Genomic DNA, 21,892 nt, shown 5'->3' with positions numbered 1-21,892 from the left:
TATAAAGATTCTTAAACAGTATTTTTAAGAATATTGCGCTCTGCTTACCATACGCTCACGCCGCCCCCCTTCGTCGAGCAGTGCGGCACCTCGAGCCACAGGAGCAGAGACCCATGAGCGCAACCCTCAGAAGCCTGGATGGCCAGGACGAAGCCACCATCCTGCGTGAAATCCAGAGCGCCCTGCGCGGCCTGCGCTTCGGCGCGGTCGAGATCACCGTGCACAACGGCCAGGTGGTGCAGATCGAGCGCAAGGAAAAATTCCGTCTGCAGCAACCGAGCGTCAAGCAGGCCTGAAGCCCGCGACCCGACTGGACCACCGGAGGCGTCCCGCGATGAACATCCGTTCGATTCCCCATCCGCACCGGTATTGCAGCCGTCGGCCGCGAATGCGCGCCTGACGCCCCGTGTTTCCGTCGTTTCGCCAACACATCAACTAGAACCATCGAATCAGCACATCCAGGAGCTGCACATGTCCCTTCGTCGTTTCGCCCTGGCCGCACTCGCCAGCGCCCTGTTATCCGGCCCGGCGGCCGCCGCCACGCAACTGCTGAACGTTTCCTACGACCCGACCCGCGAGCTGTACCAGGCCTACAACGCTGCCTTCATCGAGCATTGGAAGACCCAGGGTGGCGAGGACCTGACCGTCCAGCAGTCCCATGGCGGCTCCGGCAAGCAGGCCCGCGCGGTGATCGACGGGCTCAAGGCCGACGTGGTGACCCTGGCCCTGGCCGGCGACATCGACGAACTGAACAAGCTCGGCAAGCTGCTCCCGGCCGACTGGCAGGCGCGCCTGCCGGACAACAGCACCCCTTATACCTCGACCATCGTGTTCCTGGTGCGCAAGGGGAACCCCAAGGGCATCGAGGACTGGGGCGACCTGACCAAGGAAGGCGTGGAAGTCATCACACCGAACCCGAAGACCTCCGGCGGCGCGCGCTGGAACTTCCTCGCCGCCTGGGCCTGGGCGAAGAAGCAGTACGGCAGCGACGAGAAGGCCAGGGACTACGTGCAGGCGCTGTACAGGCACGTACCGGTGCTCGACACCGGCGCCCGCGGCTCGACCATCACCTTCGTCAACAACCAGATCGGCGACGTGCTGTTGGCCTGGGAGAACGAGGCGTTCCTGGCGAAGAAGGAACAGGGCGGCGAAAACTTCGAGATCGTCGTACCCTCCCTCTCGATCCTCGCCGAACCGCCGGTCGCGGTGGTCGACAAGGTGGTCGAGAAGAAGGGCACGCGCAAGGTCGCCGAGGCCTACCTGCAATACCTGTACAGCGAGGAAGGCCAGCGCATCGCCGCGCAGAATTTCTACCGGCCGCGCAACCAGAAGGTCGCCGCCGAGTTCGCCGCGCAGTTCCCGAAGCTCGACCTGGTGACCGTCGACGCCGACTTCGGCGGCTGGAAGTCGGCGCAACCGAAGTTCTTCAACGACGGAGGCATCTTCGACCAGATCTACCAGGCGCAATGAGCGCGACGACAAGTCCGTCGCCAGAACCTCGGCCCTTCTCCCATACGCTCCCGGACGGAGAGGGGACGCCAGGCCCGGTCCCGTACCGGGCCCACGGCCGGAAGGATCCGGCACCGGGAGAGCCACCAAGCGTTCCAACGCAGAGTAAGGACAGAACATGTCACGACGCATCTCCCCGGTCATACCCGGCTTCGGGCTGACCCTGGGATACACCCTGGTGTACCTCAGCCTGCTGGTCCTGATCCCGCTGGGGGCCATGTTCCTCAAGACCACCCAGCTCAGCTGGGAGCAATTCTGGGCCATCGTCAGCGCGCCGCGGGTGCTCGCCGCGCTCAAGCTGAGCTTCGGCACCGCGCTCGCCGCCGCCGTGCTCAACGGCCTGATCGGCACGCTGCTGGCCTGGGTCCTGGTGCGCTACGAATTCCCAGGACGGAAGATCATCGACGCCATGATCGACCTGCCGTTCGCCCTGCCCACCGCCGTCGCCGGCATCGCCCTCACCGCGCTCTACGCGCCGGCCGGCCTGGTCGGCCAGTTCGCCAGCGACCTCGGCTTCAAGATCGCCTATACCCCGCTGGGGATCACCCTGGCGCTGACCTTCGTGACCCTGCCGTTCGTGGTCCGCACGGTGCAGCCGGTGCTCGCCGACATTCCCAAGGAAGTCGAGGAAGCCGCCGCCTGCCTGGGCGCCCGGCCGCTGCAGGTGTTCCGCCACATTCTCGTGCCAGCGCTGCTGCCGGCCTGGCTGACCGGCTTCGCCCTGGCCTTCGCCCGTGGCGTCGGCGAGTACGGTTCGGTGATCTTCATCGCCGGCAACATGCCGATGAAGACCGAGATCCTGCCGCTGCTGATCATGGTCAAGCTGGACCAGTACGACTACACCGGCGCCACCGCCATCGGCGTGCTGATGCTGGTGGTTTCCTTCATCCTGCTGTTGCTGATCAACCTGCTGCAGCGCCGCATCGAAACCCCGTAAGGAGGGCGCCATGTCCAGTGCAAGCATTTCCGCTGCGACCGCCAGCGCCCGCCGGGGCCACGCCGGCGGCCGCCTCACCCTGATCGTCCTGGCCTGGCTGGTGTTCGCCCTGTTCCTCCTGCTGCCGCTCTACGTGGTGCTGAGCGAGGCGCTGAAGCAGGGCTTCGGCACGTTCTTCGAGGCGATCCTCGAACCCGACGCGCTGGCCGCGCTGAAGCTGACCCTGCTCGCCGTGGCCATCTCGGTACCGCTGAACCTGCTGTTCGGCGTAGCCGCCGCCTGGTGCGTGAGCAAGTTCGAGTTCCGCGGCAAGAGCATCCTGGTGACCCTGATCGACCTGCCGTTCTCGGTCTCGCCGGTGATCGCCGGCCTGATCTACGTGCTGCTGTTCGGCGCCCAGGGCTACTTCGGCGAATGGCTGAGCGAGCACGACATCCAGATCGTCTTCGCGGTGCCCGGCATCGTCCTGGCGACCCTCTTCGTCACCGTGCCCTTCGTCGCCCGCGAGCTGATCCCGCTGATGCAGGAACAGGGTACCCAGGAAGAGGAGGCCGCGCGCCTGCTCGGCGCCAACGGCTGGCAGATGTTCTGGCACGTGACCCTGCCGAACATCAAGTGGGGCCTGATCTACGGCGTGGTGCTCTGCACCGCGCGAGCGATGGGCGAGTTCGGCGCGGTGTCGGTGGTCTCCGGGCACATCCGCGGCGTCACTAACACCCTGCCGCTGCACGTCGAGATCCTCTACAACGAATACAACCACGTCGCCGCCTTCAGCGTCGCCAGCCTGTTGCTGCTGATGGCGCTGGTCATCCTTCTGCTCAAGCAGTGGAGCGAATCCCGCATGTCCCGACTGAAAAGCAATGCTGACGAGGAATGAAGCATGAGCATCGAAATCCGTAACGTCAGCAAGAACTTCAATGCCTTCAAGGCCCTGGACGCCATCAACCTGGACATCCAGAGCGGCGAGCTGGTCGCCCTGCTCGGCCCCTCCGGCTGCGGCAAGACCACCCTGCTGCGGATCATCGCCGGGCTGGAAACCCCGGACGCCGGCAACATCGTGTTCCACGGCGAGGACGTCTCGCAGCATGACGTGCGCGACCGCAACGTCGGCTTCGTCTTCCAGCACTACGCGCTGTTCCGCCACATGACGGTGTTCGACAACGTCGCCTTCGGCCTGCGCATGAAACCCAAGGGCGAGCGGCCGGGCGAGTCGGCGATCAAGGCCAAGGTCCACGAGCTGCTCAGCATGGTGCAGCTCGACTGGCTCGCCGACCGCTACCCCGAGCAGCTCTCCGGCGGCCAGCGGCAGCGTATCGCCCTGGCCCGCGCGCTGGCGGTGGAGCCGAAGATCCTGCTCCTCGACGAACCCTTCGGCGCCCTCGACGCCAAGGTCCGCAAGGAGCTGCGCCGCTGGCTGGCGCGCCTGCACGAGGAGATCAACCTGACCTCGGTGTTCGTCACCCATGACCAGGAAGAAGCGATGGAAGTCGCCGATCGCATCGTGGTGATGAACAAGGGCGTGATCGAGCAGATCGGCTCGCCCGGCGAGGTCTACGAGAACCCGGCCAGCGACTTCGTCTACCACTTCCTCGGCGACTCCAACCGCCTGCAACTGGGAGACGACCAGCACCTGCTGTTCCGCCCGCACGAAGTCTCGCTGTCGCGTTCCGCGGTGGCCGAGCACCGCGCCGCCGAGGTCCGCGACATCCGTCCGCTGGGCGCCATCACCCGGGTAACGCTGAAGGTCGACGGCCAGGACGAGCTGATCGAGGCCGAAGTGGTGAAGGACCACGACAGCCTGGCCGGCCTCGCCCGCGGCGAGACCCTCTACTTCAAGCCGAAGGCCTTCCAGCCGGTGGCCAACCTCTGAACCGGCGGCGGGCTCAGCCCGCCGTGCGTTCCGCCAGGCCGCGCAACCCCGCGCGGCCCTTCGGCGACACGCGCAGCGCCCGCGAGCCGTCCTGAGGCCGCAGCCAGCCCTGGCGCAGACAGGCCTCCAGCAACGCAGCCCCCAGCGCGCCGCCGAGGTGCGGTTTGCGCTCGCTCCAGTCGGGGCAGGCGCAGGCGAACTGCCGACGGCGGCGGCGGGCCTCCACCAGGTCGATACCCAACCCGGCCAGCCCGGCCTCGCCGGTCGCGCTCAGGCGCACCGTCCTGCCCTCCTGCTCGATCCAGCCGGCATCCAGCATCCGTGCGAACACACCGACCGAGAGTTCGCCGGCCAGGTGGTCGTAGCAGGTCCGCGCCTCGCGCAACGCCGACGGCGTGCCGTGGCTCGGCGGCAGGCTGCGCCGCTGCGGCTGCAGGGCCAGGGAGGCGCTGGCCAGCGCTTCCACCGCCTGTCCCACTTCCGGCCCGGCCAGGCGATAGAAGCGATTGCGCCCGCGCGCCTCCAGGCTCAGCACGCCGCCCTCGACCAGCCGTCCCAGGTGGCCGCTGGCGGAGGACGGCGAGACGCCTGCCAGCAGCGCCAGCTCGCTGGCCGGGCGGGCGCTGCCATCCATCAGTGCCCAGATCATCTGCGCGCGGCCGGGATCGGCGAGCAGCGCCGCCAGCGAACTGAAACCGGGATTGAATTGCATGCTTCACCTCCGGATGAAACATTCCCTCTCGACGTCGGGAGATACTGGCCGCCATCGCCCGCTCGCGCCAGCCCCGAGACAAGGAAAAGCCCGCATGTCCGTCGACCTCCACGCCCTGATCCCGCTGATCGCCCTGACCTTCCTCCTCGCCGGCTTCGTCAAGGGCGTGGTCGGGCTCGGCCTGCCGACGGTCTCGGTGGGCCTGCTCGGCCTGGCCATGCCGCCGATGCAGGCGGCGGCGTTGCTGATCGTGCCGTCGATGGTGACCAACGTCCGATAAATGATTTTCTACAAGTTCGCGACATACCCTCCAAGTTCATTAAAACCCTTTATTTATCATGCCTCTGTGTTTCTACAGTTTTCCTGTTGTTTAATCGGGTTAACGACCTTTGCATGCAATACGGGGAATACACGGGGATATGGCGAAGCGAAATCGGCTCACCGAGATGGAGGCTTACTCGGTCAAAAAACGGAAATCCGAGCCAGTCGGCGCACGCGGAAAAGGCACCCTGCTCCTGGAGCGAAAAGCAGCCGGAACCATCAGCGGCTATTACCGGGAGCGGGTCGAGGGCAAGGACAAGCGGATATACCTGGGTACCCTCAACAGAAAGCCTCGCAGCGGCACCGACGAACTCACCTTGGACGCCATGCGATTAGCGGCCTTGCGCCTCTCTCAAACAGCCCTGGAAGCCGGTGGACTGGAGCACGTCAAACTATCCGCAGCCAAGCAATTGCATTCCTCGGGAGAAGGTTCGTTCGGGGATCTGCTGGATAGCTATTGCGACCACCTGGAGCAGGCCGGAAAGGTGAGCGCTCGCCCGGTGCGCCGCATGCTTGACGCTCACGTGAAAGCCCACCACCCGGCCTTACTGAGGCGGCCTGCTTCGAAGGTTCGGCCTGAAGATATCCAGCTCGTTCTGTCGCAGGTTTTAAATCGCCCCCCACTCCCCGGCGGAGCGGGAAGAACTGCGAAAGCCCACGCTGCCAACGGCATGCGAACCGTGTGCGAAAACCTACGCCTTGCCCTTCAGGCCGCCTTCAGCCATGCCGCCAAAGCCCACCTATCACCTGAACGCCTGGCCACCCGAGGAAAAACCTTCGCCATCAGCTCTAACCCCGTACGGGACATTCCGGCGATCCGAGGGGCGCGCCGCGCCATCACCGAGTCACTGACTCCCGACGAACTAGGTGTGCTGCTGCGCCATCTAGAGACTCTGCCCGAAGCACACCGCGCCATTGCTCAGGCGTTGATCTACTTCGGAGGCCAGCGTATCGCCCAGTTCTGCGCCGTGCCGTGGGCCGCTGTGACCGACAGCACTATCAGTCTGCTGGACAGCAAGGGCAAGAAAGAACGTCCCTGGGAGCACATTCTGCCGATCACGCCGCGCCTGACCGAGATCATGCATCCATTGCTCCAGCACCGGATTGGGCCGGGTCCGTTCTCTCTTCGCGAGAGCAACACCGCCAGCCCTTCATCGGTCATGAAGATTTTCGGCGCGGCGGGTCAATCACTGGCAGCTAGCGGCAAGGCCCGCCCATTCAGTTACCGCAACGTCCGCGTCACTGCCGAAACCCTCATGGCGCACCTGGGCATCAGCTCGGAAATTCGCGCCTGGATACTCTCCCACGGACGCAGTGGCGTGCAGGCCAAGCATTACGACCGCTACAGCTATCTGCCGGAGAAGCGCGCCGCGCTGGAGCGCTGGGGCGACTACCTGGACGGCCTGGCCCGAGGAGACGCCCCTGCGGATAACGTCATGCTGTTGTCGAGAAACAGAAAAGAATCTGACGAACGGTAGGCGCTTGGCAGGCATGACACTGCAACGTCGGCGCACTCCGATGAACTCTAACGAACGCCAAGCACCTATCTGAAACGGGTCTTTCCGTCTGACCGTTACCCTTGCGACAGCGCCGTGCCAGACGCTAGCATGCGGTCACTGGTTAAACATCCAGCTACAGCGGCGAACTCGCATGAACAGTGGGTTCCGCGTAGTCGGCAGACAAGAAAAAGCCCCGGTATGGGAGTACCGGGGCCGATTCGGAAAGGACGTGGGAGCGTCCTCTGCCACCGGGCTGACCAGTGAGCGTTCCGAGGGGTGAAGCGTGTGACAGGGCTTCGATATACAGCATGCGGACAGGCCGCACGGGGACATTATCCCTGCGCCCTCTCTTCCGCAAGCCTTTGCACCCCTCGGTTTCTTCTACATCCGACGAGAGACCGACATGCAACAAACCCCGCCTTCCCCCGTGTCCTGGGAGTCCGCACAACAGCTCTGCAAGCATTTCAAAGTCTGCCGCACCACCTGGTGGCGCTGGAGCAAGACGCCGGGCTTTCCCGCCCCCGTCCGCTTCGGGCGCGCCGTGCGCTGGGATAGCGCTGCCGTCGAAGCCTTCCTGACCAGTCGGGAGGGATGAGGCATGGAATTTCTGTCTCACAGGATTGCAAAGCGTTTCACACGGCGCTATCGTCTGCCCGTCGCCGCAAAATCGGCGACCGGGTTTAGCAGCCCGTTTCGACAAAGGCGCACCAGCGCCCAATTCCCCATTGCAGGCGTTTTTTTTGTGTCTGCAATGCCGAGTTATGGCGGCTGTGCGCGGGGCACCTTCGGGTGCGCCGGGTTCCTTTGTCCCCGGTCTGCTAACCCGCGTACAGCTGCCTCCCATCGTTTAGCAGCGATTCGTGGCAGCTCCCATCCAGACAAAGGAGCTACGCGCATGTCCGCACTTGTTCCCGCCCCACCCCGGACCTCGGTTCGGTTCTCTGTCCTGGCCCTGCTCGGCGAGGCTGTCATCGTCAACCGCGTGACCGGCACGTCCGCCAGCCGCACCCGGCTGCTCGCCCTGGCCGATATGGCCTATGCCGTGTCGATGGTCTCCGAACTGGAACGGCAAGCCGTCATCGGGGGTGCCAAATGACCGGCCTGACCTCAACTCAAGTGATCGATAACGCCCGCCAGCGGATCGAAGCCGCGCAATGCCGCGAAGGACTGGACGTTGCCTGGGATCAGGGGCTTGGTGCGTTGCACACGCTGCTGGCCCTGGGGCGTATCGACCTGTCCACCTGGCGCTGGCACCACGCCGATTTCGATAGCCGTGCGGAGCTTCGCGCCTTTGCCCTGGAACAAGGGGGTGAGCAATGACCGCCGCACGCCGCAAGGCATCCCCCGCACCGATCCTGACCGAGTGGCTCAGCGCCTCGCAGTTGTGCGCCAAGTACCAGGTCTGTCTCACCACCCTGTGGCGCTGGGCGAAGACCCCCGGTTTCCCGAAGGCCGTGCGCGTGGGTCGCGTGCTGCGCTGGGATGCGGGAGAGGTTGACGCCTTCCTACCCAAGGGGCTGAGCGCTGATGAGCTGTGCGAGCGCTATCAGATCAGCCGGGCCACCCTGTGGCGCTGGACAAAGCTGCCGGGCTTTCCGGTGGCGTCCGGCATCGGGCGAATGCTGCGCTGGGAGCCGCAAGCGGTCGATGCCTTTCTCTCCAGGCAGCGGCGAGCGGGCACCGCTCCGGTCCAGTCGGCGTAAGCGCCGTGTAGCGGGTCGCGGTTAACCGCTGCGACCCCTTTCCCTCTCCCTACGGGAATCTATGCGATGAAGAATATTCAAGAGCGCCGTTCGGCGCTGACGGGTTCGGCTTGCCCGGAAAAGGCCGATGACACTCTGCACCAGGACCGGACCGACAACTGTGAGGGCTACGTCGCGCCACAACGCACATGCCGCCACGTTGGCGACCGGCAGTGCGTCCAGGTTGGCGATTTTGGCACGGCGGTCGCGGGTGAGCGGGGCTATGCCCTGGCGGGCGAAAGCGGTTTCGCCCTGGCCGGTGATCGCGGCACGGCGCGGGCGGGCGATTTCGGCACGGCCATGGTCGGCGAGTTCGGCAAGGCGATTGCCGGTGACTGCGGTATGGCGTCCGCGTGCGATGGCGGCAGCGCTCGGGCCGGTTTCCGGGGCATTGCCAGTGCCGGTTTTCAGGGGGCGGTCGCAGCGGGTGAGTTCGGCGAACTGCGCCTTACCTACTGGGACAGTCCGAGCAAGCGCTACCGCACGGCGGTCGGCTATATCGGCGAGGATGGTTTGCTGGCGGACACCTTCTACACCCTCGACAGCAGTCACCAGTTCGTCCCGGCCAAGACGGAGCGGGAGGCCCGCGTATGACGCCTATCGACAAGGTACTTGGCCGCCTGGACAAGGTGAAGCGGGTGAAGGTCAACGGCAAGCACCGCTGGAAAGCCTGCTGCCCGGCCCATGATGACAAGTCGCCCAGCCTGGATGTTACCGAGGCCGAGGACGGCACCGTGCTGCTCAAGTGCTGGGTCGGTTGCAGCGCTGCCGAGATCGTCGGTGCCATCGGCCTGGAACTGCGCGACCTGTTCCCCGGCGAGAAGCGCGAGCGCAGCGGCCCTAGCCCCGCCGCCGTCCGTCACGAACGCACGATCTACCTGATCGGCAAGAACCAGCTCGACCAGGGCGGCGAGATGAGCGCCGAAGACCTGGAGCGCTTCAACCTGGCCAAGCAACGTTTGGGAGTGCAGTAATGGCTGTCAAGAAAGACCCCTACGGCGATCAGTGGGCCGGTTCCGACACGCTCAACGACGCCATCAAGAAGCTGGGCACCGATGCCGGTGCACTGTATGAAACCAAGGCCCTGGCGCAGTTGAAGAAAATGCGCGGCAGCGACCCGGCCGCCTTCGCGCGGCTGCGCGCCAAGGTGAAGGACTCGAAGATGCTCAGCATGGCCGAGTTCGACCGCCTGACGATTCCCGCCGAGGATGAAGAGGTGGCGGCAGGCGGCGACATCTTCACCGAGGTGGAAGCCTGGCCGAAGCCGGTCAAGGGTGATGAGCTGCTGGATGAAATCTGTGCCGTGCTGCGCCGCTACGTCGCCGCCGACAAAGAGACCATTCGCGCCGCCGCGCTGTGGTCCACCTTCACCTGGCTGATCGATGTGGTTCAGGTTGCGCCCATCGCCAATATCACCGCGCCGGAAAAACGCTGCGGCAAGTCGATCCTGCTGACTGCATTGGGCAAGCTGGCCTATCGCCCGATGCAGGTTTCGAATATCGCTCCGGCAGCGCTGTATCGCGCCATCGAACTGTGGTCGCCGACGCTACTGATCGACGAGGTAGACGCCTTCCTGGCAGCCTACGACGACGCCAGGGGCATCCTCAACGCCGGTTTCACACGCGACAGCGCCTCGGTGATTCGTTGCGTCGGCGACGACCACATGCCCACGCGCTTCAACGTGTGGGGAGCCAAGGCGCTGTGCGGCATCGGCAAGATCGCCGATACCCTGGCCGACCGCAGCATCCCCTTGCGCCTGCGCCGCCGTGTGGCGGGCGAGAAAGTGGAGCGGCTACGCCACTCCGATCCGGTCATGTGGGAACGGCTCCAGGCGAAGCTGGCTCGCTGGACGGCGGATAACGCGGTCACGGTGGGCGATGCTCGCCCCGCCCCCATCCAGGGACTCAACGACCGCGCCAACGACTGCTGGGAGCCGCTGCTGGCGATTGCCGAGGCGGCGGGTGGGCACTGGCCGAAGTCGGCCCGGCAAGCCGCGATTGTCCTGCATGGCCTGGAGGGGGAAGCGCCGAGCATCGGCGCGGAACTGCTCCAGGACGTGAAAGCGGTGTTCGAGGACAAGAACATCACCAAGATTTTCAGTGGCGAGCTGCTGGACGCACTGCTGAGCGACGACGAATCGCCCTGGGCGACCTGGAACCGGGGCAAGCCGATATCGACCCGGCAGTTGTCGGGGAAACTGGGTGATTTTGGGATCAAGTCCAAGCAAATCCGCATCGGCTCCGACAGCAAAAAGGGATACGAGATCAAGGACTTTTTGGACGCCTTTAACCGCTACCTTTCGGCTAATCCCCCCTCTGCAAGCGAAACATCGAAACAAACCAGCAACCACGCGGCCTCCAGCGATTTTTCAAACGAAACATTGGGGGACGGTGTTTCGGATAAAAAAACGCTACAGCCCAGTAACCACGCGGGTTGTTTCGATGTTTCGGATAAAACACCCCCTCCCGGCAGAAAGGGCGGAAAAAAGGGAGCAACAAGCCAGGTTTCGTATGAGGAGGTTCGGGGATGAAGTCGCATCTGGATTACCTGCGCGAGCGGGGCTTTGAAGTCGCGTCCGTGGGGCAGGATGTCACGGTATTCCCCCTCGAAAACCTGACGCCTTCCTTGCGCCTGTGGATCAATCTGCACCGCAGCGAACTGCTGGCCGAGCTGGCGGCGGGTGACGGCATCGCGCGGCATTGTGTATGGCGGGTGTACCTGCGCGGCGAGTTCGTGTGCACCGCCGTCAGCGAGCCGATGAGTCTGGATGAAGTCCGCAAGCGGGTGCGGTTTCCGGGAGCGGAGGTGCGTCCATGAATGACATGACCCTCGGTGCCGTGTCCGCCCAAGTGCGCCCCGGCTTCGCCGTGTACGACCAGGACGTAACGATTGACGGGAAGGCGTACCGCGCGGGCCTCTGGTATCACGGGCAAGAACGTAAGGGCGCGGCCCGAACAGTCGAACCCGTGGACCAGTGGGTATCCATCCCCTTGCATATTGAGGCGGAGACCCTCGACGAGAATGGCTATACGGGGCGCTTGCTGCGCTTCACGAATCGCGGACGGCCCGTCAGATGGGTGTTGCCCATGGGCATGCTGGCGACGCACGGCGGGAACGTGCTCAAGGCGCTTTTCCGGCAGGGGTTCACCGCCGACCACCAAGGGCACCGCCAAGTGCTGACCTACCTGCGCGAACACCCACGGCCTGAACGGTTGATCCAGATCGCGACGAAACCGGGCTGGCACGATTCGGGGGTGTTCGTTCTGCCGGGCAAGCCCATCGGGGCGGCGGACGTGTACCTGGACGCGAGTCGGCAGCAAGCCAGCTTGTACCATCGGCGCGGCACGCTCGACGGCTGGCGGCAAAGCGTCGGCCTCGGCTGCCTGGGCGATCCGGCGCTAGAACTGGCCGTCTGCCTGGCCCTGGCGGGGCCGCTGCTCGATGCCCTGGGCGTGCCCGGTGGCGGCGTGCATCTGCTGGGCGGAACGGACAGCAGCGCGCCGCTGGCGGTGCGGGTTGCGGCCTCGGTGTGGGGCGATCCTTTCGACCTGACCGCTTCCTGGCACTCGACCCAAGCTGCCTTGATCCAGGAAGCCATCCAGCGTAACAACACGGTGCTGCCGCTCAATGGCGGCGACTGGCCCGACCTGAACGCCGAGAAGCTGGGGGATGCCATCGCCAGGGGGCGGCTGGACATTTACCGCCATGGCAGTTGCTCGACGCTGGCCTGGCGCGTGCTGATGTTGTCCCACGGTCGGCGTCGGTTGTTCTCCGATGCGCGCACCGACTGGCCGCTGGTGGACATTGCGACGGATCGGCCTGCGCAAGCAGCTCGGCTTGACGTGGGGCATGCCCTGGAGACTCATTACGGACACCTAGGCCCGGCCTTCGTCGAAAGCCTGCTGGCCTGTGGTGGGCCGGACACACTGGTGCCGATGTTCCACGAAGTGCGGAAACGCCTGCTTGAAGTGGAGACACCCCACGTTTGGCGCGTGGCGGATCGTTTCGCCGCTATGGCGGTAGCCGGGGAGCATGCCATTGCCTGCGAGCTGCTGGACTGGTCCCGAGGCAAGGCGCTCGAAACCTGCCATAGGCTTTACGAGCAGTGGCGGACCACGCGCAAGCGGCCCGCCTCACGACGCTGACGCCCTGACGCAACAAAGCCCCGCACGGTCTCCCGGCGGGGCTTTGTCGTTGGGGCTGGAGCGGCGGATAGGCGGACTAAACCTCAGATCGCCGTCCTCTCGATCCTGTCTTGCATCTCTTTAATCTGCTGGACACTGAGTCCGCGCAGTCGCTCGTGCACCAGTTCGTCCAGGACCGTTTCGGGGCGTTCGAGGCAGTGCGAAAGTGACAGATTCATGACGAAGCGTTGATGACATGCCTTCGTGTCAAGGCACTGGCAGTAGAGCTTGCAGAAATCCGAGGTCACTTTCTGCCGCGTGTAGATACGGGCTTTTCCGCCGCACTTGGGGCATTCGATTTTCATCCTGTTCCTCCTAGGTGTTGCGGTCCATGACGCCCATATTTTCCAACTGATCGAACAAGACGCGGCGCTCTTGGCTCGGCATCTCGCGCAGCCGGTCAAACAGCAGCTTGTCCAGCGGCTTGGATGGCCCGTACAAGGCATGCGAGAAGGTCAGTTGCATGACGAACCGGTGGCCGCAATGGCCGTTCGTGCACTGGCAATACAGCTTCACGAACTGCCGGGAAATCTCTTCACGCGTTGCTATCCGAGCCTTGCTGTCGCACTCGGGGCAATAGATTCGCACTTCTACCTCCTGCTAGAATCGATAAAACACAATATGTAGTGTCTGATTCTACATTCATGTACATATATTGTGCTTTCGCTTGAGGCGTCGAGCGCTTGTGCAATGACCTGAACGAAAAAGCCCCGAGTAACGGGCCGGGACGAGAATCCGGCACGCACTCAGGGCTTGGATGGCCCCACAAACCCATCGAAAGCAGAGCCAGGCGCAAGTCTAGCAGACCCACACGCAGCATCTCCCCAACCAAGGACCCCATGATGAGCAAATACCTTAGCGCTCGGGCCTCGACCCAGTATTTCCAACTGCAACGCACCGTGGCCGAGGCGTACCACGTTGACGACGCGGCCCGGACCTTCGCCGTCGAGCCGACCCACGCCCAGGAACTCAATGACCAGATCACAGAGCGCGTGGACTTCCTGGGCCGCATCAACGTGATTCCGGTCAGTGAGGTCAAGGGCGAGAAAGTCATGCTCGGTCTGTCCGGCCCGGCCACCAGTCGCACCGACACCAACGCCCGAGACCGCGAGCCGCGCCACCTGCTGGACCTGAAGAACAACACCTACGAACTCGCGCACACGGAAACCGACGTGGCGCTGTCCTTCGCCACCATCGACGCCTGGGCCAAGTTCCCGGACTTCGTAGACCGCTACTTGACGGCGGTGCAGAAGCGCATCGCCCTGGACCGTATCCTGGTCGGCTGGTCGGGGACGCACGCCGCCACTCAGACCGACCCGGCGAAATATCCCCAGCTCGAAGACGTGAACAAGGGCTGGCTCCAGATCGCTCGCGAGCAGATTCCCGAACAGGTGCTCAGGTCCGAAGACCCGGCCAAGAAAATCACCCTTGGCCCAGGCGGCGACTACGCCAACCTGGATGCCCTGGTGCATGACGTGAAACAGATGATCGACCCGGTACTGCGCGATGAAGGCGACCTGGTGGCGATCATCGGTTCCGACCTGCTGGCAGCGGAGAAGAGCACGCTGTACGCCGCCCAGGGCCAGAAGCCGACCGAGAAGGAGCGAATCGAAGAGGTCAAGGTCACTGAGACCTATGGCGGCCTGCCCTCGCTGCTGGTGCCGTTCTTCCCGGTGATGGGCGTTGTCGTCACCAGCCTGGACAACTTGTCGATCTACTACCAGGACAGCAGTTGGCGGCGTCATCTGCTGGAGAACCCCAAGCGCTCCCGCGCCGAGGACTTCAACGGGCGTAACGAAGGCTACGTGATCGAGCAGCTTGGCAAGTTCGCCGCGCTGGAAGGATCGTCGCTGGAACTGGTGCGCTGAGACAGAAACAGGAGACCACCACATGAGCTTCAAGACCATCGACCGCGGTACGCTGAACCCCGCACTGAAAGAGCGCCTAGCGCACTTCGAGATGAACCGTCACGCTTACGCCGACGCCCAGCAGCGCTTCAGCGATATCGCCCAGGAAGACACGCGCCTGGCCGCCGAGGCATCCAAGCTGGAGGCCCAGGCCGAGGCCACCGAACAGGCATGGCGCAAGCGGGCCATTCAGCCGCAAGTGGATCAGACCGAGATCAGCGCGGAGATCGAGCGCGGCGCGGCCCTCAAGCGCCAGGTCCAGGCGCTCCGAGCGACTGTCGAGGCGCGTAGCGGCCTGACCGCGCCCGTGCTGCTCGAAATGGCCGAGTTACGCGCCGGGCTGCAAAAGGAGCCTGCCGCGATTAATACGGCCTACTGGCGGGCGCTGCTCGACCAGGTGTTGGCCCAGGACGGTTTGCGCGACGCCTTGCTGCAAGCCTTCACCCTGAGTCGCGATATTTACCTGAGCCAACTGGACAGTCTGGAACCCGTACTGGCGGCCCGTTGCAGCGGTCAGCGGGAGCGGCAGGCGTTCATCGCCCAGGGTATCTGGGAAGCCTTTGCCGATGAGCTGAAGCGGCTATTTGCGGGGGCGGAAAACGGCATGGGTTCGCCCATGCTCGCCAGCCTGCCATCGCCTCTGCGCGACGAAGTGGTGGCCGAGACGCCGGGCGAGCTGTACCGGCTCCGACAGGCGTCCGCCAGTCCGCTCAATGGGCGCACCGCACTACGCTGAGACCGCTTTCGCCCCACTTGCCCAAGCCGCACGCCTGTGCGGCTTTTTTACGCCCCGCAGAAGGCCACAGGCGCGTTTCGAACGAATAGCAGTGGTCGCCCTCGACGTTGAGCGAATCGTCTCACCTCGCGCCGCTCTAGGCGGTTGCCGGGCTGGAAAAAATCCCGCCAGAAAAAAATTCGACTCGAGAACGCACTTATCCCCCTCCCGCCGGCGCGCCCTGTCTCAGAATTTTGTGAAAACCCCGGTGGTAGTGAAACCGTACCGCCAGGCCGCGCCGTTACTGGGCCTTGCACGGGAAAGCAGAATTTCATTCTGTGAAAAAAGATGAAGAAATTGGAAAGAAAACTTCAGCCGCAAAGGCTCAGTCGAGCGCCGGGGAAAACCGCTACAGCCCACGGCTACCAAGGGTTTGAGGTGGATTTTTTCAAACGAACACCCATACGCCAACAGTGTGAAAAAGTGCGGGGCGTGAGAAATGGAAAATCGCTACAGCCCAGTCAGGACGCGGGATGCAGGCTGATTGCCGGCGATTTGGAAATTTCCAAGCCTTGCGCGGCGGAGGCATGCCCACGGTAAGTCGTCTGGAGCCTGCCGTAGACCCGGAGAAGTGCCAGAGGAATTTCCGTTACGCGTAACGAAAAATAGAGGCTGCCGCTGGAGGCGATACGTACTGAGCTGGTAGGGGCGGGCAAGGGAAGGTGTAAGCGGGTCGCCCAGGCTGCTAGCAGGCGGCAAGGTCCAGGGCGATACCTGGAGGCGGCTCTGCTAGCAATCCTGGACCTGGTGCGACAGATCGAGGACGGGAAGTGCTAGCGCTGGCGGCGGTGCCCAAGGCGAAGCGGGTTCGATGGGGCAAAAATGTCACCCTGCCCAGCCACTTCCGCCAGGCGGGTGGCCGCCGAGTGCGCATCAGCCAACACCGCCTGATAGGCGCTGATCTGCTCGCGCATCTGGGCGATCTGCTCTTGCATCTGCTCGATCTGCTCACGCTGGTGGATCATCTTTTCGGCGCTCGCAATGAGCGCCTGGCTGCCGGTGCCCCTGCCGGTAGCGATCTTGGCTTGACGGATCAACTCGGGGTCGGGGTCGCGGATGGTCAGCACTTTACGGTGTTCGGTCATCACTTCTACCTTGCTAGCAATTTTGCACCTGGAGCACGTGCACCAGGCGGGCGAATGCTAGCAGACATGTTCGGCGGAGTGCTAGCAACTCAGGTGCTGGCACCTGGTGATCGATCGCGGAATTGCTAGCACTCTATGGAGGCGTGGACATGGGGTGCTAGCAGGGTTCGGCAAGCACGTCAGGTCGATCAAGGGAAATGCTAGCAGGCAGGGGAGGCCGAGGTGGCACAGAGGATAGATGCAGATACGGGTTAGTAACGGGGATAATTCGGTAGACGCAAAAAAGAAAATAAAATTAAACTCAATAAATTCATATAGTTATATATATTCAAAATATATATAACGGAGTTGACCAACCTCTGGCAGCTCGCCTGCGGCCCGAGCTTCCTCGGCCTGATGAAGCGCCTGGCCGGCATGCTCTTCGGGGTGGTCGTGGGCACCCTGCTGGTCGGCGCCTGGCTCGGCGACGACGCGCCAAGGCAGGCCACCGGCGTGCTCGGCCTGGCCCTGGTGGTCTACGCGCTGCTCGGCCTGGCGGCGATCGCCCTGCATCTGCCGGCGCGCCACGAGCGCTGGGTCGGCCCGCTGGTGGGCCTGGCGACCGGAGCGCTGACGGCGGTCACCGGGGTCTTCGTGATTCCCGCGGTGCCCTATCTCGGCGCCCTGGGGCTGCAGCGCGACGAACTGGTCCAGGCCCTCGGCCTGTCGTTCAGCGCCTCGACCCTGGCCCTGGCGGTCACCCTCGGCGTGCACGGCGACCTGCTCGAACCGCAGATGCTCGGCGCCTCCCTGCTGACCCTGGTCCCGGCGCTGGGCGGGATGCTCCTCGGCCAGTGGCTGCGCCAACGGATCAGCGCGACGCTGTTCAGGCGCTGCTTCTTCGTCGGCCTCCTGCTGCTGGGCGCCGACCTGGCCTGGCGCGGCTTCCACTGAGCCAGCTTCGCGCCGGAACGCTCCTGCGACCCTCCAGGCACTTCCGACGAACGGCGCGAACCGCTATCATCCGCCGCCGCGCGGGTCCCTGACGGGCACGCGGCAGCGGGCGGAACACGCCCGTCCGGCACGGAACGCCACTTCAAGCAAGGAGCACACGATGAACACCCGCCTTTCCCTTTCCGCCCTGGCCCTCGCCTGCGCCGCCCTGGCCGGCTGCCAGAACCTGTCCCAGCAGGATCTGATGCAGCACGGCATGATGGCGATGAAGGCCGCCACCCTGAGCGACGCCGAGGTCCGCCAGGTCGCCGACCAGGCCTGCGCCGAGTCCGACCAGCAGAACCGCATCGCCCCGGCCAACAGCAAGTATGGCCAGCGCCTGGACAAGATCGCCAAGGCCCTGGGCGACCAGATCGACGGCGTGCCGGTGAACTACAAGGTCTACCTCACCGAGGACGTCAACGCCTGGGCCATGGCCAACGGCTGCATCCGCGTCTACAGCGGGCTGATGGAGCTGATGAGCGACAACGAGATCGAAGGCGTGCTCGGCCACGAAATGGGCCACGTCGCCCTCGGCCACACCCGCAAGGCCGCCCAGGCCACCTATGCGGCAGCCGCGGTGCGCGGCGCCGCCGGCGCCTCGAAGAGCGGCACGCTGGCCGCCCTGTCCGGCTCGCAGCTGGGCGAGCTCACCGAGTCGCTGATCAACGCGCAGTTCTCCCAGTCGCAGGAATCCGACGCCGACGATTTCTCCTACGAACTGCTGAAGAAGCGCGGGGTGAATACCCAGGGCTTGGTCACCGCTTTCGAGAAGCTGGCCAGGCTGGGCGGCGGCGACAGCAGCATGTTCGATTCGCACCCGGGCTCCCAGGCGCGCGCCGATCATATCCGCCAGCGCATCGCCGCGGATCGCAAGTAACGCTCCGGACCCGGTCTCCCGCGCTCGCGGGAGACCACCTCACGCCGCCCGCTTGTGCTCGCGGATGCAGGTCGGCCCGGCGCGCTCCTCGACCTCGCGCTGCACCTCGCCGCGCAGGCCCAGCAGAAAGGCCAGTTCCGCCAGCACGAAGAGCGGGCCGACGATCAGCCCGCTCAGGTCGTCGACGAAGGCCGGCTTGCGTCCCTCGTAGTAGTGGCCGACGAACTGGATGATCCAGCCGACCACGAACAGACCGATGCCCCAGCCCAGCCAGGCCGCGGTGCTGCCCGCCGCCAGCTGCGCGCCGCTCCATACCGTCAGCGCCAGCAGCGCAGCCATGGTCGCGCCGAAGCGCAGGTCCAGGCGCAGGTAGAACAGCACCGCGGCGAGCGCCAGCAGGGATGCCGGCGACAGGCCGAAGCCCGGCGACGGTCGCGCCAGCAACACGGCGATGGAGAGGACGATCATCGGAATGCCGATGAAGTGGCTGAGGATATTGCGCCGGTCGCGGTGGTAGGCAGCGTATTGCGCAAGGTGATCGACTAGGGTTTTCATTGTTGTGGTCTCACGCCAGGGTCTTCGCATCATCGCGCCTGCCCACCTCCCCACTCTGTCAGCTAGACGACAAACATGAACGCGCGTACCGACTACCGCTCGCAGCTCCAGGCCGGCCGCTGGTTCCAGGGCTTGCCGGAAGCCCTGCAGACGCACCTGCTGGCGCTCGCCCAGCCGCGCCAGCTGCCGCCCGGGCAACGCCTGTTCGCGCGCGGCGACGCCCCCTGCGGACTGTACTGCGTGGTCGAGGGGGCGATCCGCATCAGCGCGGTCAGCGAGCACGGCAAGGAGGCGCTGCTGATCCTGGTGGAGCCGCCGCACTGGTTCGGCGAGATCGCCCTGTTCGACGGCCAGGCGCGCACCCACGACGCCTACGCCGAAGGTCCCACCGAACTGCTGCAGGTGCCGCAGGCGGCATTGCTCGAGCTGCTCCGGCGCGAGCCGCGCTACTGGCGCGACATGGCCCTGCTGATGAGCCACAAGCTGCGCCTGGCGTTCATCGCCCTCGAGGAAATGGCCCTGCTGCCGGCCGCGCAACGCCTGGCCCGACGCCTGCTGATGCTTGCCGAGGGCTACGACAACAGCCGCAGCCGGCAGATCCTGCACCTGCCACAGGAACAACTGGCGCTGATGCTGTCGCTGTCGCGGCAGACCACCAACCAGATCCTCAAGGATCTCGAGGCCCAGGGCATTCTCCAGCTCAGCTATGGCGGCATCGAGATCCTCGATCTCGCCGGCCTGCGCGCCGCCAGCCACGGCTGAGCGCGCGAATCACACTTTCGAACGCTTGCAGGCGCGCCATGACCAGCTACCGTGTGCAGGACACCTGCCCCCGGTGCGGATATCCATAACGACAACAACAGGATCTCCCCATGCCCCGCCTCGCGCTGTCCGCTTTGCTCTGCCTCTGCAGCCTGCTGTCGACACTGCCGGCGCGCGCCGCCCTCGACGACCAGCAACGCGCCCTGCAACAACTGCAGGTCCAGGCCTGTCGCGTGGTGGGCAGCCTGTTGCTGCTGCGCGGCGAAGGTTTCCAGGAACAGCACGCGGCGCAACTGGAGAAGGACCTCGCCAGCCTCGACCGGGCGCTCGCCGCCGTCCCCGAGGGAGTGCTCCTGCGGCAGGGCGAAAAGGCCCTGGTGGCGCGTATCCGAGAAGGCGCGGCCTACGGTCCCCGCGAAGAGGACCTGCCCTGGCGCTACCCGCAGCAACTGAGTCGCGCCCTGCGTGACTTCCTCAACCTGGTGGAGCGCCAGGTGCCGCCGACTCCGCCTGGGCAGCCCCTGCCGCTCTGGCAGTTGCCGGCGCGGGTCGAGTACCTGTCCCTGCAATACCTGGCGCGCGCCTACCTGGGCGGGCTGGAGATCGCCCGCGAGCAGCCCCGGGACTATCTCGGCCAGGACGAGAGCGTGCTGGTCCCGCTGATCGACCGGCGCATCGCCCTGCTGGTGGCGAACAGCGCCAACCCGGCGGGGCTGAAGAAACTGGAGAACCGCTGGGAGTACCTGAGCCAGGCCCTGCGCGACCTGAACAGCAAGAGCAGCGCGCTGGTCAGCGCTTCCGGCAGGCCCTGGGCCCCGATCATCGTCGACCGCCACGCGCGGGTCCTGAGCGACAGCCTGATGCGCTTGAGCGCGGAGTGAGGGGCCTGCCGCGCTGGGCGGATAACCTCGCCGCTCGCCACGCGGCGCCGACCAGAACCCGGCGAACCTCTGGCTGCGCGAACAGATACTCATCTGTCTGCGCCGAGCAGGTTTGCTCTAGCCTTCCTCGTCGCGGACCTCCAGGCTCGCCGCCAGCGAGCGCCAGAGCACCTCGGCGAACACCTGCTGGATCTCGCCGCAGAGGTAGTCGAGCATCTGCTGCGGCTCCCGCCACTGGCTGCGGATCAGCCAGACGTCCGCTTCGAGCGCATCCCTGCGCACCTGGAAGTCCAGACATCCCGGCGCCTCCCGCCCCGGTCCGGACAATTGCCGCAGGCGCAGGCCGAGACGGTCGGACTGGCCCTTGCGCGCACGGATGCGAATCACCTGGCTGGCGCTCATGTCGGCATTTCCTCCGGGGTGCGGCGCCTCAGTGGGCGCCGGGCGACAGGGGCTTCAGGACCGGCTCGCCGTCCTTGAGCAGTTCCCAGACCAGCAGCTTGGCCGGCCTCATCGGGTCGGGGTTGCGCGCCAGCACGTGCGCCACGTTGGCCGGTTCGTACCAGCTCTGGCCGACCGTATAGGTCTCCACCGGACCACCTTCCAGCTGCGTCTGGACGGTGCCTTCGAGGACGTAGACGAACACCGGGCCGGGGTGCACGTGCGGCGCCGACACCTGGCCGGGCTTGAACGACACGGTCAGCATCAATCCGCGATAGCCGGGCGGCTCCGCCAGCGGCTGGTCGCGCAGGGTCACGACCTTTTCCGCATCATGGGCCGCGGCCAGGGCCGGCAGCACCGCGCACAGCAGGCAGGCGAACGTTCGGGACAGTCTCATCGCGGTTCACCTCACTCCGGTTGCATGCCCATGCCCACGCCGAAGCGGTTCCAGGCGTTGATGGCCGAGACCGCCAGGGTCAGCTCGGCGATTTCCCTGTCGTCGAAGTGCTCGCGCAGTTCGTCGAGCAGGGCATGCGGCAGCGGGCCCTGGCTGAGGCGGGCGAGTTGCTCGGTCCAGGCCAGGGCGGCGCGCTCGCGTGGGGTGAAGTACGGGGTTTCCTGCCAGACGCAGAGCGCCTGCAGGCGCTGCTCGGTCTCGCCGGCCTTGCGCGCGTCGTTGGCGTGCATGTTCACGCAGTAGGCGCAGCCGTTGATCTGCGAGGTGCGCAGGTAGACCAGTTCGATCAGCGGACGCTCCAGGCTGGCCTTGGCCAGGGCCTTCTCCAGGCCGAGCATGGCGGTGTAGGCGTCGGGCGCGGCCTTGGCCCATTCGAGGCGGGTGGTCATGGCGAATCTCCTTG

29 protein-coding genes and 1 pseudogene are annotated in these 21,892 nt (G+C 65.1%); 22 read left to right on the top strand and 8 right to left on the bottom strand.

The annotated features are described in order from the left end of the window. Positions 1-113: 113 nt before the first annotated feature. From oscA to PSPA7_RS01745, 5 genes are all read left to right on the top strand, one after another. On the top strand, positions 114-296 hold the full coding sequence (gene oscA / locus PSPA7_RS01765) for a sulfur starvation response protein OscA (RefSeq protein WP_003151767.1): 183 nt from the start codon (positions 114-116) through the stop codon (positions 294-296). Positions 297-471: 175 nt separating this feature from the next. Further along, positions 472-1,470, top strand: coding sequence for a sulfate ABC transporter substrate-binding protein (locus PSPA7_RS01760; protein WP_003151765.1), 999 nt, complete (start codon positions 472-474; stop codon positions 1,468-1,470). A gap of 157 nt (positions 1,471-1,627) precedes the next feature. Next, complete coding sequence (cysT, locus tag PSPA7_RS01755) at positions 1,628-2,446, top strand: sulfate ABC transporter permease subunit CysT (RefSeq protein ID WP_003151763.1); 819 nt, start codon at positions 1,628-1,630, stop codon at positions 2,444-2,446. A 10-nt stretch (positions 2,447-2,456) separates the two neighbouring features. After that, positions 2,457-3,323: a sulfate ABC transporter permease subunit CysW gene (cysW, locus tag PSPA7_RS01750; protein ID WP_012073915.1), complete on the top strand. Its 867-nt coding sequence runs from the start codon at positions 2,457-2,459 to the stop codon at positions 3,321-3,323. A gap of 3 nt (positions 3,324-3,326) precedes the next feature. Continuing rightward, complete coding sequence (locus PSPA7_RS01745; RefSeq protein ID WP_012073914.1) at positions 3,327-4,316, top strand: sulfate/molybdate ABC transporter ATP-binding protein; 990 nt, start codon at positions 3,327-3,329, stop codon at positions 4,314-4,316. Positions 4,317-4,329: 13 nt separating this feature from the next. On the opposite strand, the gene PSPA7_RS01740 is transcribed toward PSPA7_RS01745, so the two are convergent. Continuing rightward, positions 4,330-5,028, bottom strand: a complete 699-nt coding sequence (locus PSPA7_RS01740; RefSeq protein WP_012073913.1) for an ArsR/SmtB family transcription factor — start codon at positions 5,026-5,028, stop codon at positions 4,330-4,332. A gap of 94 nt (positions 5,029-5,122) precedes the next feature. Here PSPA7_RS01740 and PSPA7_RS01735 point away from each other — a divergent pair. The 11 genes and pseudogenes from PSPA7_RS01735 to PSPA7_RS01690 all read left to right on the top strand — a co-directional run. After that, positions 5,123-5,302 (top strand): annotated as a pseudogene (locus PSPA7_RS01735) (sulfite exporter TauE/SafE family protein); the annotation flags it as partial. 145 nt (positions 5,303-5,447) lie between these two features. Then, complete coding sequence (locus tag PSPA7_RS01730) at positions 5,448-6,827, top strand: tyrosine-type recombinase/integrase (RefSeq protein WP_034000937.1); 1,380 nt, start codon at positions 5,448-5,450, stop codon at positions 6,825-6,827. Between the two features lie 424 nt (positions 6,828-7,251). Then, positions 7,252-7,443 (top strand): helix-turn-helix transcriptional regulator, encoded by a 192-nt coding sequence (locus PSPA7_RS30650; RefSeq protein ID WP_071534359.1) that lies wholly within the window; start codon positions 7,252-7,254, stop codon positions 7,441-7,443. A gap of 300 nt (positions 7,444-7,743) precedes the next feature. After that, positions 7,744-7,944 carry a hypothetical protein gene (locus PSPA7_RS32335; RefSeq protein ID WP_012073910.1) on the top strand — a complete coding sequence of 67 codons (201 nt, stop codon included), beginning with the start codon at positions 7,744-7,746 and terminating at the stop codon, positions 7,942-7,944. After that, positions 7,941-8,168 carry a hypothetical protein gene (locus PSPA7_RS01720; RefSeq protein ID WP_012073909.1) on the top strand — a complete coding sequence of 76 codons (228 nt, stop codon included), beginning with the start codon at positions 7,941-7,943 and terminating at the stop codon, positions 8,166-8,168. The genes PSPA7_RS32335 and PSPA7_RS01720 overlap by 4 nt, the downstream gene beginning before the upstream one ends. After that, positions 8,165-8,551 carry a helix-turn-helix transcriptional regulator gene (locus PSPA7_RS32595; protein WP_012073908.1) on the top strand — a complete coding sequence of 129 codons (387 nt, stop codon included), beginning with the start codon at positions 8,165-8,167 and terminating at the stop codon, positions 8,549-8,551. The genes PSPA7_RS01720 and PSPA7_RS32595 overlap by 4 nt, the downstream gene beginning before the upstream one ends. A gap of 66 nt (positions 8,552-8,617) precedes the next feature. Beyond that, positions 8,618-9,184 carry a YdhT family protein gene (locus PSPA7_RS01710; protein ID WP_012073907.1) on the top strand — a complete coding sequence of 189 codons (567 nt, stop codon included), beginning with the start codon at positions 8,618-8,620 and terminating at the stop codon, positions 9,182-9,184. After that, a complete protein-coding gene (locus PSPA7_RS01705) occupies positions 9,181-9,564 on the top strand; it encodes a virulence-associated protein E (protein ID WP_012073906.1) in 384 nt (127 codons plus the stop codon). The genes PSPA7_RS01710 and PSPA7_RS01705 overlap by 4 nt, the downstream gene beginning before the upstream one ends. After that, positions 9,564-11,120, top strand: a complete 1,557-nt coding sequence (locus tag PSPA7_RS01700) for a DUF3631 domain-containing protein (protein ID WP_012073905.1) — start codon at positions 9,564-9,566, stop codon at positions 11,118-11,120. Before PSPA7_RS01705 ends, PSPA7_RS01700 begins: the two co-directional genes overlap by 1 nt. Next, positions 11,117-11,407, top strand: a complete 291-nt coding sequence (locus PSPA7_RS01695) for a hypothetical protein (protein WP_012073904.1) — start codon at positions 11,117-11,119, stop codon at positions 11,405-11,407. The genes PSPA7_RS01700 and PSPA7_RS01695 overlap by 4 nt, the downstream gene beginning before the upstream one ends. Further along, positions 11,404-12,735: a DUF927 domain-containing protein gene (locus PSPA7_RS01690; protein ID WP_012073903.1), complete on the top strand. Its 1,332-nt coding sequence runs from the start codon at positions 11,404-11,406 to the stop codon at positions 12,733-12,735. Before PSPA7_RS01695 ends, PSPA7_RS01690 begins: the two co-directional genes overlap by 4 nt. A gap of 83 nt (positions 12,736-12,818) precedes the next feature. Here PSPA7_RS01690 and PSPA7_RS01685 read toward each other — a convergent pair whose 3' ends face one another. Together PSPA7_RS01685 and PSPA7_RS01680 are read right to left on the bottom strand one after the other, a co-directional pair. Then, a complete protein-coding gene (locus tag PSPA7_RS01685; RefSeq protein WP_012073902.1) occupies positions 12,819-13,079 on the bottom strand; it encodes an ogr/Delta-like zinc finger family protein in 261 nt (86 codons plus the stop codon). 10 nt (positions 13,080-13,089) lie between these two features. Further along, positions 13,090-13,362, bottom strand: coding sequence for an Ogr/Delta-like zinc finger protein (locus tag PSPA7_RS01680; protein ID WP_012073901.1), 273 nt, complete (start codon positions 13,360-13,362; stop codon positions 13,090-13,092). Between the two features lie 254 nt (positions 13,363-13,616). On the opposite strand from PSPA7_RS01680, the gene PSPA7_RS01675 reads away from it, so the two are divergent. Then, entirely contained in the window at positions 13,617-14,642 is a 1,026-nt protein-coding gene (locus PSPA7_RS01675; protein ID WP_034000943.1) for a phage major capsid protein, P2 family, read from the top strand. Between the two features lie 22 nt (positions 14,643-14,664). Then, positions 14,665-15,417, top strand: coding sequence for a hypothetical protein (locus tag PSPA7_RS01670; RefSeq protein ID WP_012073899.1), 753 nt, complete (start codon positions 14,665-14,667; stop codon positions 15,415-15,417). 812 nt (positions 15,418-16,229) lie between these two features. Here the strand turns inward: PSPA7_RS01670 and PSPA7_RS01665 are convergent. Next, positions 16,230-16,541: a hypothetical protein gene (locus tag PSPA7_RS01665; protein WP_012073898.1), complete on the bottom strand. Its 312-nt coding sequence runs from the start codon at positions 16,539-16,541 to the stop codon at positions 16,230-16,232. A 348-nt stretch (positions 16,542-16,889) separates the two neighbouring features. Here PSPA7_RS01665 and PSPA7_RS01660 point away from each other — a divergent pair, with 348 nt between their 5' ends. Continuing rightward, a complete protein-coding gene (locus tag PSPA7_RS01660) occupies positions 16,890-17,474 on the top strand; it encodes a sulfite exporter TauE/SafE family protein (protein ID WP_012073897.1) in 585 nt (194 codons plus the stop codon). Positions 17,475-17,634: 160 nt separating this feature from the next. Then, the gene (loiP, locus tag PSPA7_RS01655) at positions 17,635-18,393 is read left to right on the top strand and encodes a metalloprotease LoiP (RefSeq protein ID WP_012073896.1); all 759 of its coding nucleotides are present in this window, start codon (positions 17,635-17,637) and stop codon (positions 18,391-18,393) included. A 39-nt stretch (positions 18,394-18,432) separates the two neighbouring features. On the opposite strand, the gene PSPA7_RS01650 is transcribed toward loiP, so the two are convergent. Further along, positions 18,433-18,948, bottom strand: coding sequence for an Mpo1 family 2-hydroxy fatty acid dioxygenase (locus tag PSPA7_RS01650; protein WP_041025273.1), 516 nt, complete (start codon positions 18,946-18,948; stop codon positions 18,433-18,435). Between the two features lie 75 nt (positions 18,949-19,023). Between PSPA7_RS01650 and PSPA7_RS01645 the strand changes: the two genes are divergently transcribed. Both PSPA7_RS01645 and PSPA7_RS01640 read left to right on the top strand, forming a co-directional pair. After that, positions 19,024-19,710, top strand: a complete 687-nt coding sequence (locus tag PSPA7_RS01645) for a Crp/Fnr family transcriptional regulator (RefSeq protein WP_012073894.1) — start codon at positions 19,024-19,026, stop codon at positions 19,708-19,710. A 110-nt stretch (positions 19,711-19,820) separates the two neighbouring features. After that, on the top strand, positions 19,821-20,591 hold the full coding sequence (locus PSPA7_RS01640) for a hypothetical protein (protein ID WP_012073893.1): 771 nt from the start codon (positions 19,821-19,823) through the stop codon (positions 20,589-20,591). A gap of 117 nt (positions 20,592-20,708) precedes the next feature. Here the strand turns inward: PSPA7_RS01640 and PSPA7_RS01635 are convergent, their stop codons facing one another. The 3 genes from PSPA7_RS01635 to PSPA7_RS01625 are packed head-to-tail and all read right to left on the bottom strand — an operon-like array spanning position 20,709 to position 21,878. Beyond that, on the bottom strand, positions 20,709-20,993 hold the full coding sequence (locus tag PSPA7_RS01635; protein ID WP_012073892.1) for an antibiotic biosynthesis monooxygenase family protein: 285 nt from the start codon (positions 20,991-20,993) through the stop codon (positions 20,709-20,711). A gap of 28 nt (positions 20,994-21,021) precedes the next feature. Continuing rightward, positions 21,022-21,429 (bottom strand): cupin domain-containing protein, encoded by a 408-nt coding sequence (locus tag PSPA7_RS01630; RefSeq protein ID WP_012073891.1) that lies wholly within the window; start codon positions 21,427-21,429, stop codon positions 21,022-21,024. Between the two features lie 11 nt (positions 21,430-21,440). Next, a complete protein-coding gene (locus PSPA7_RS01625; RefSeq protein ID WP_012073890.1) occupies positions 21,441-21,878 on the bottom strand; it encodes a carboxymuconolactone decarboxylase family protein in 438 nt (145 codons plus the stop codon). Positions 21,879-21,892 lie beyond the last annotated feature (14 nt).

The sequence above is a fragment of the Pseudomonas paraeruginosa PA7 genome (assembly GCF_000017205.1).
Taxonomy (GTDB): Bacteria; Pseudomonadota; Gammaproteobacteria; order Pseudomonadales; family Pseudomonadaceae; genus Pseudomonas; species Pseudomonas paraeruginosa.
Note: the sequence above shows the minus strand (reverse complement) of the source record. Positions and strands in the feature narration are given on the sequence as shown.

Bases quoted from the DNA above. Each gene is read 5' to 3' on its own strand.
- PSPA7_RS01705 (WP_012073906.1), top strand. From the start codon at position 9,181: ATGACGCCTATCGACAAGGTACTTGGCCGCCTGGACAAGGTGAAGCGG.
- PSPA7_RS01745 (WP_012073914.1), top strand. From the start codon at position 3,327: ATGAGCATCGAAATCCGTAACGTCAGCAAGAACTTCAATGCCTTCAAG.
- PSPA7_RS01730 (WP_034000937.1), top strand. From the start codon at position 5,448: ATGGCGAAGCGAAATCGGCTCACCGAGATGGAGGCTTACTCGGTCAAA.
- PSPA7_RS01710 (WP_012073907.1), top strand. From the start codon at position 8,618: ATGAAGAATATTCAAGAGCGCCGTTCGGCGCTGACGGGTTCGGCTTGC.
- PSPA7_RS01675 (WP_034000943.1), top strand. From the start codon at position 13,617: ATGAGCAAATACCTTAGCGCTCGGGCCTCGACCCAGTATTTCCAACTG.
- oscA (WP_003151767.1), top strand. From the start codon at position 114: ATGAGCGCAACCCTCAGAAGCCTGGATGGCCAGGACGAAGCCACCATC.
- cysW (WP_012073915.1), top strand. From the start codon at position 2,457: ATGTCCAGTGCAAGCATTTCCGCTGCGACCGCCAGCGCCCGCCGGGGC.
- PSPA7_RS01635 (WP_012073892.1), bottom strand. From the start codon at position 20,993: ATGAGCGCCAGCCAGGTGATTCGCATCCGTGCGCGCAAGGGCCAGTCC.
- PSPA7_RS32335 (WP_012073910.1), top strand. From the start codon at position 7,744: ATGTCCGCACTTGTTCCCGCCCCACCCCGGACCTCGGTTCGGTTCTCT.
- PSPA7_RS01690 (WP_012073903.1), top strand. From the start codon at position 11,404: ATGAATGACATGACCCTCGGTGCCGTGTCCGCCCAAGTGCGCCCCGGC.
- cysT (WP_003151763.1), top strand. From the start codon at position 1,628: ATGTCACGACGCATCTCCCCGGTCATACCCGGCTTCGGGCTGACCCTG.
- PSPA7_RS32595 (WP_012073908.1), top strand. From the start codon at position 8,165: ATGACCGCCGCACGCCGCAAGGCATCCCCCGCACCGATCCTGACCGAG.
- PSPA7_RS01740 (WP_012073913.1), bottom strand. From the start codon at position 5,028: ATGCAATTCAATCCCGGTTTCAGTTCGCTGGCGGCGCTGCTCGCCGAT.
- PSPA7_RS30650 (WP_071534359.1), top strand. From the start codon at position 7,252: ATGCAACAAACCCCGCCTTCCCCCGTGTCCTGGGAGTCCGCACAACAG.
- PSPA7_RS01700 (WP_012073905.1), top strand. From the start codon at position 9,564: ATGGCTGTCAAGAAAGACCCCTACGGCGATCAGTGGGCCGGTTCCGAC.
- PSPA7_RS01760 (WP_003151765.1), top strand. From the start codon at position 472: ATGTCCCTTCGTCGTTTCGCCCTGGCCGCACTCGCCAGCGCCCTGTTA.
- PSPA7_RS01670 (WP_012073899.1), top strand. From the start codon at position 14,665: ATGAGCTTCAAGACCATCGACCGCGGTACGCTGAACCCCGCACTGAAA.
- PSPA7_RS01645 (WP_012073894.1), top strand. From the start codon at position 19,024: ATGAACGCGCGTACCGACTACCGCTCGCAGCTCCAGGCCGGCCGCTGG.
- PSPA7_RS01650 (WP_041025273.1), bottom strand. From the start codon at position 18,948: ATGAAAACCCTAGTCGATCACCTTGCGCAATACGCTGCCTACCACCGC.
- PSPA7_RS01695 (WP_012073904.1), top strand. From the start codon at position 11,117: ATGAAGTCGCATCTGGATTACCTGCGCGAGCGGGGCTTTGAAGTCGCG.
- PSPA7_RS01665 (WP_012073898.1), bottom strand. From the start codon at position 16,541: ATGACCGAACACCGTAAAGTGCTGACCATCCGCGACCCCGACCCCGAG.
- PSPA7_RS01685 (WP_012073902.1), bottom strand. From the start codon at position 13,079: ATGAAAATCGAATGCCCCAAGTGCGGCGGAAAAGCCCGTATCTACACG.
- PSPA7_RS01640 (WP_012073893.1), top strand. From the start codon at position 19,821: ATGCCCCGCCTCGCGCTGTCCGCTTTGCTCTGCCTCTGCAGCCTGCTG.
- PSPA7_RS01625 (WP_012073890.1), bottom strand. From the start codon at position 21,878: ATGACCACCCGCCTCGAATGGGCCAAGGCCGCGCCCGACGCCTACACC.
- PSPA7_RS01630 (WP_012073891.1), bottom strand. From the start codon at position 21,429: ATGAGACTGTCCCGAACGTTCGCCTGCCTGCTGTGCGCGGTGCTGCCG.
- PSPA7_RS01720 (WP_012073909.1), top strand. From the start codon at position 7,941: ATGACCGGCCTGACCTCAACTCAAGTGATCGATAACGCCCGCCAGCGG.
- loiP (WP_012073896.1), top strand. From the start codon at position 17,635: ATGAACACCCGCCTTTCCCTTTCCGCCCTGGCCCTCGCCTGCGCCGCC.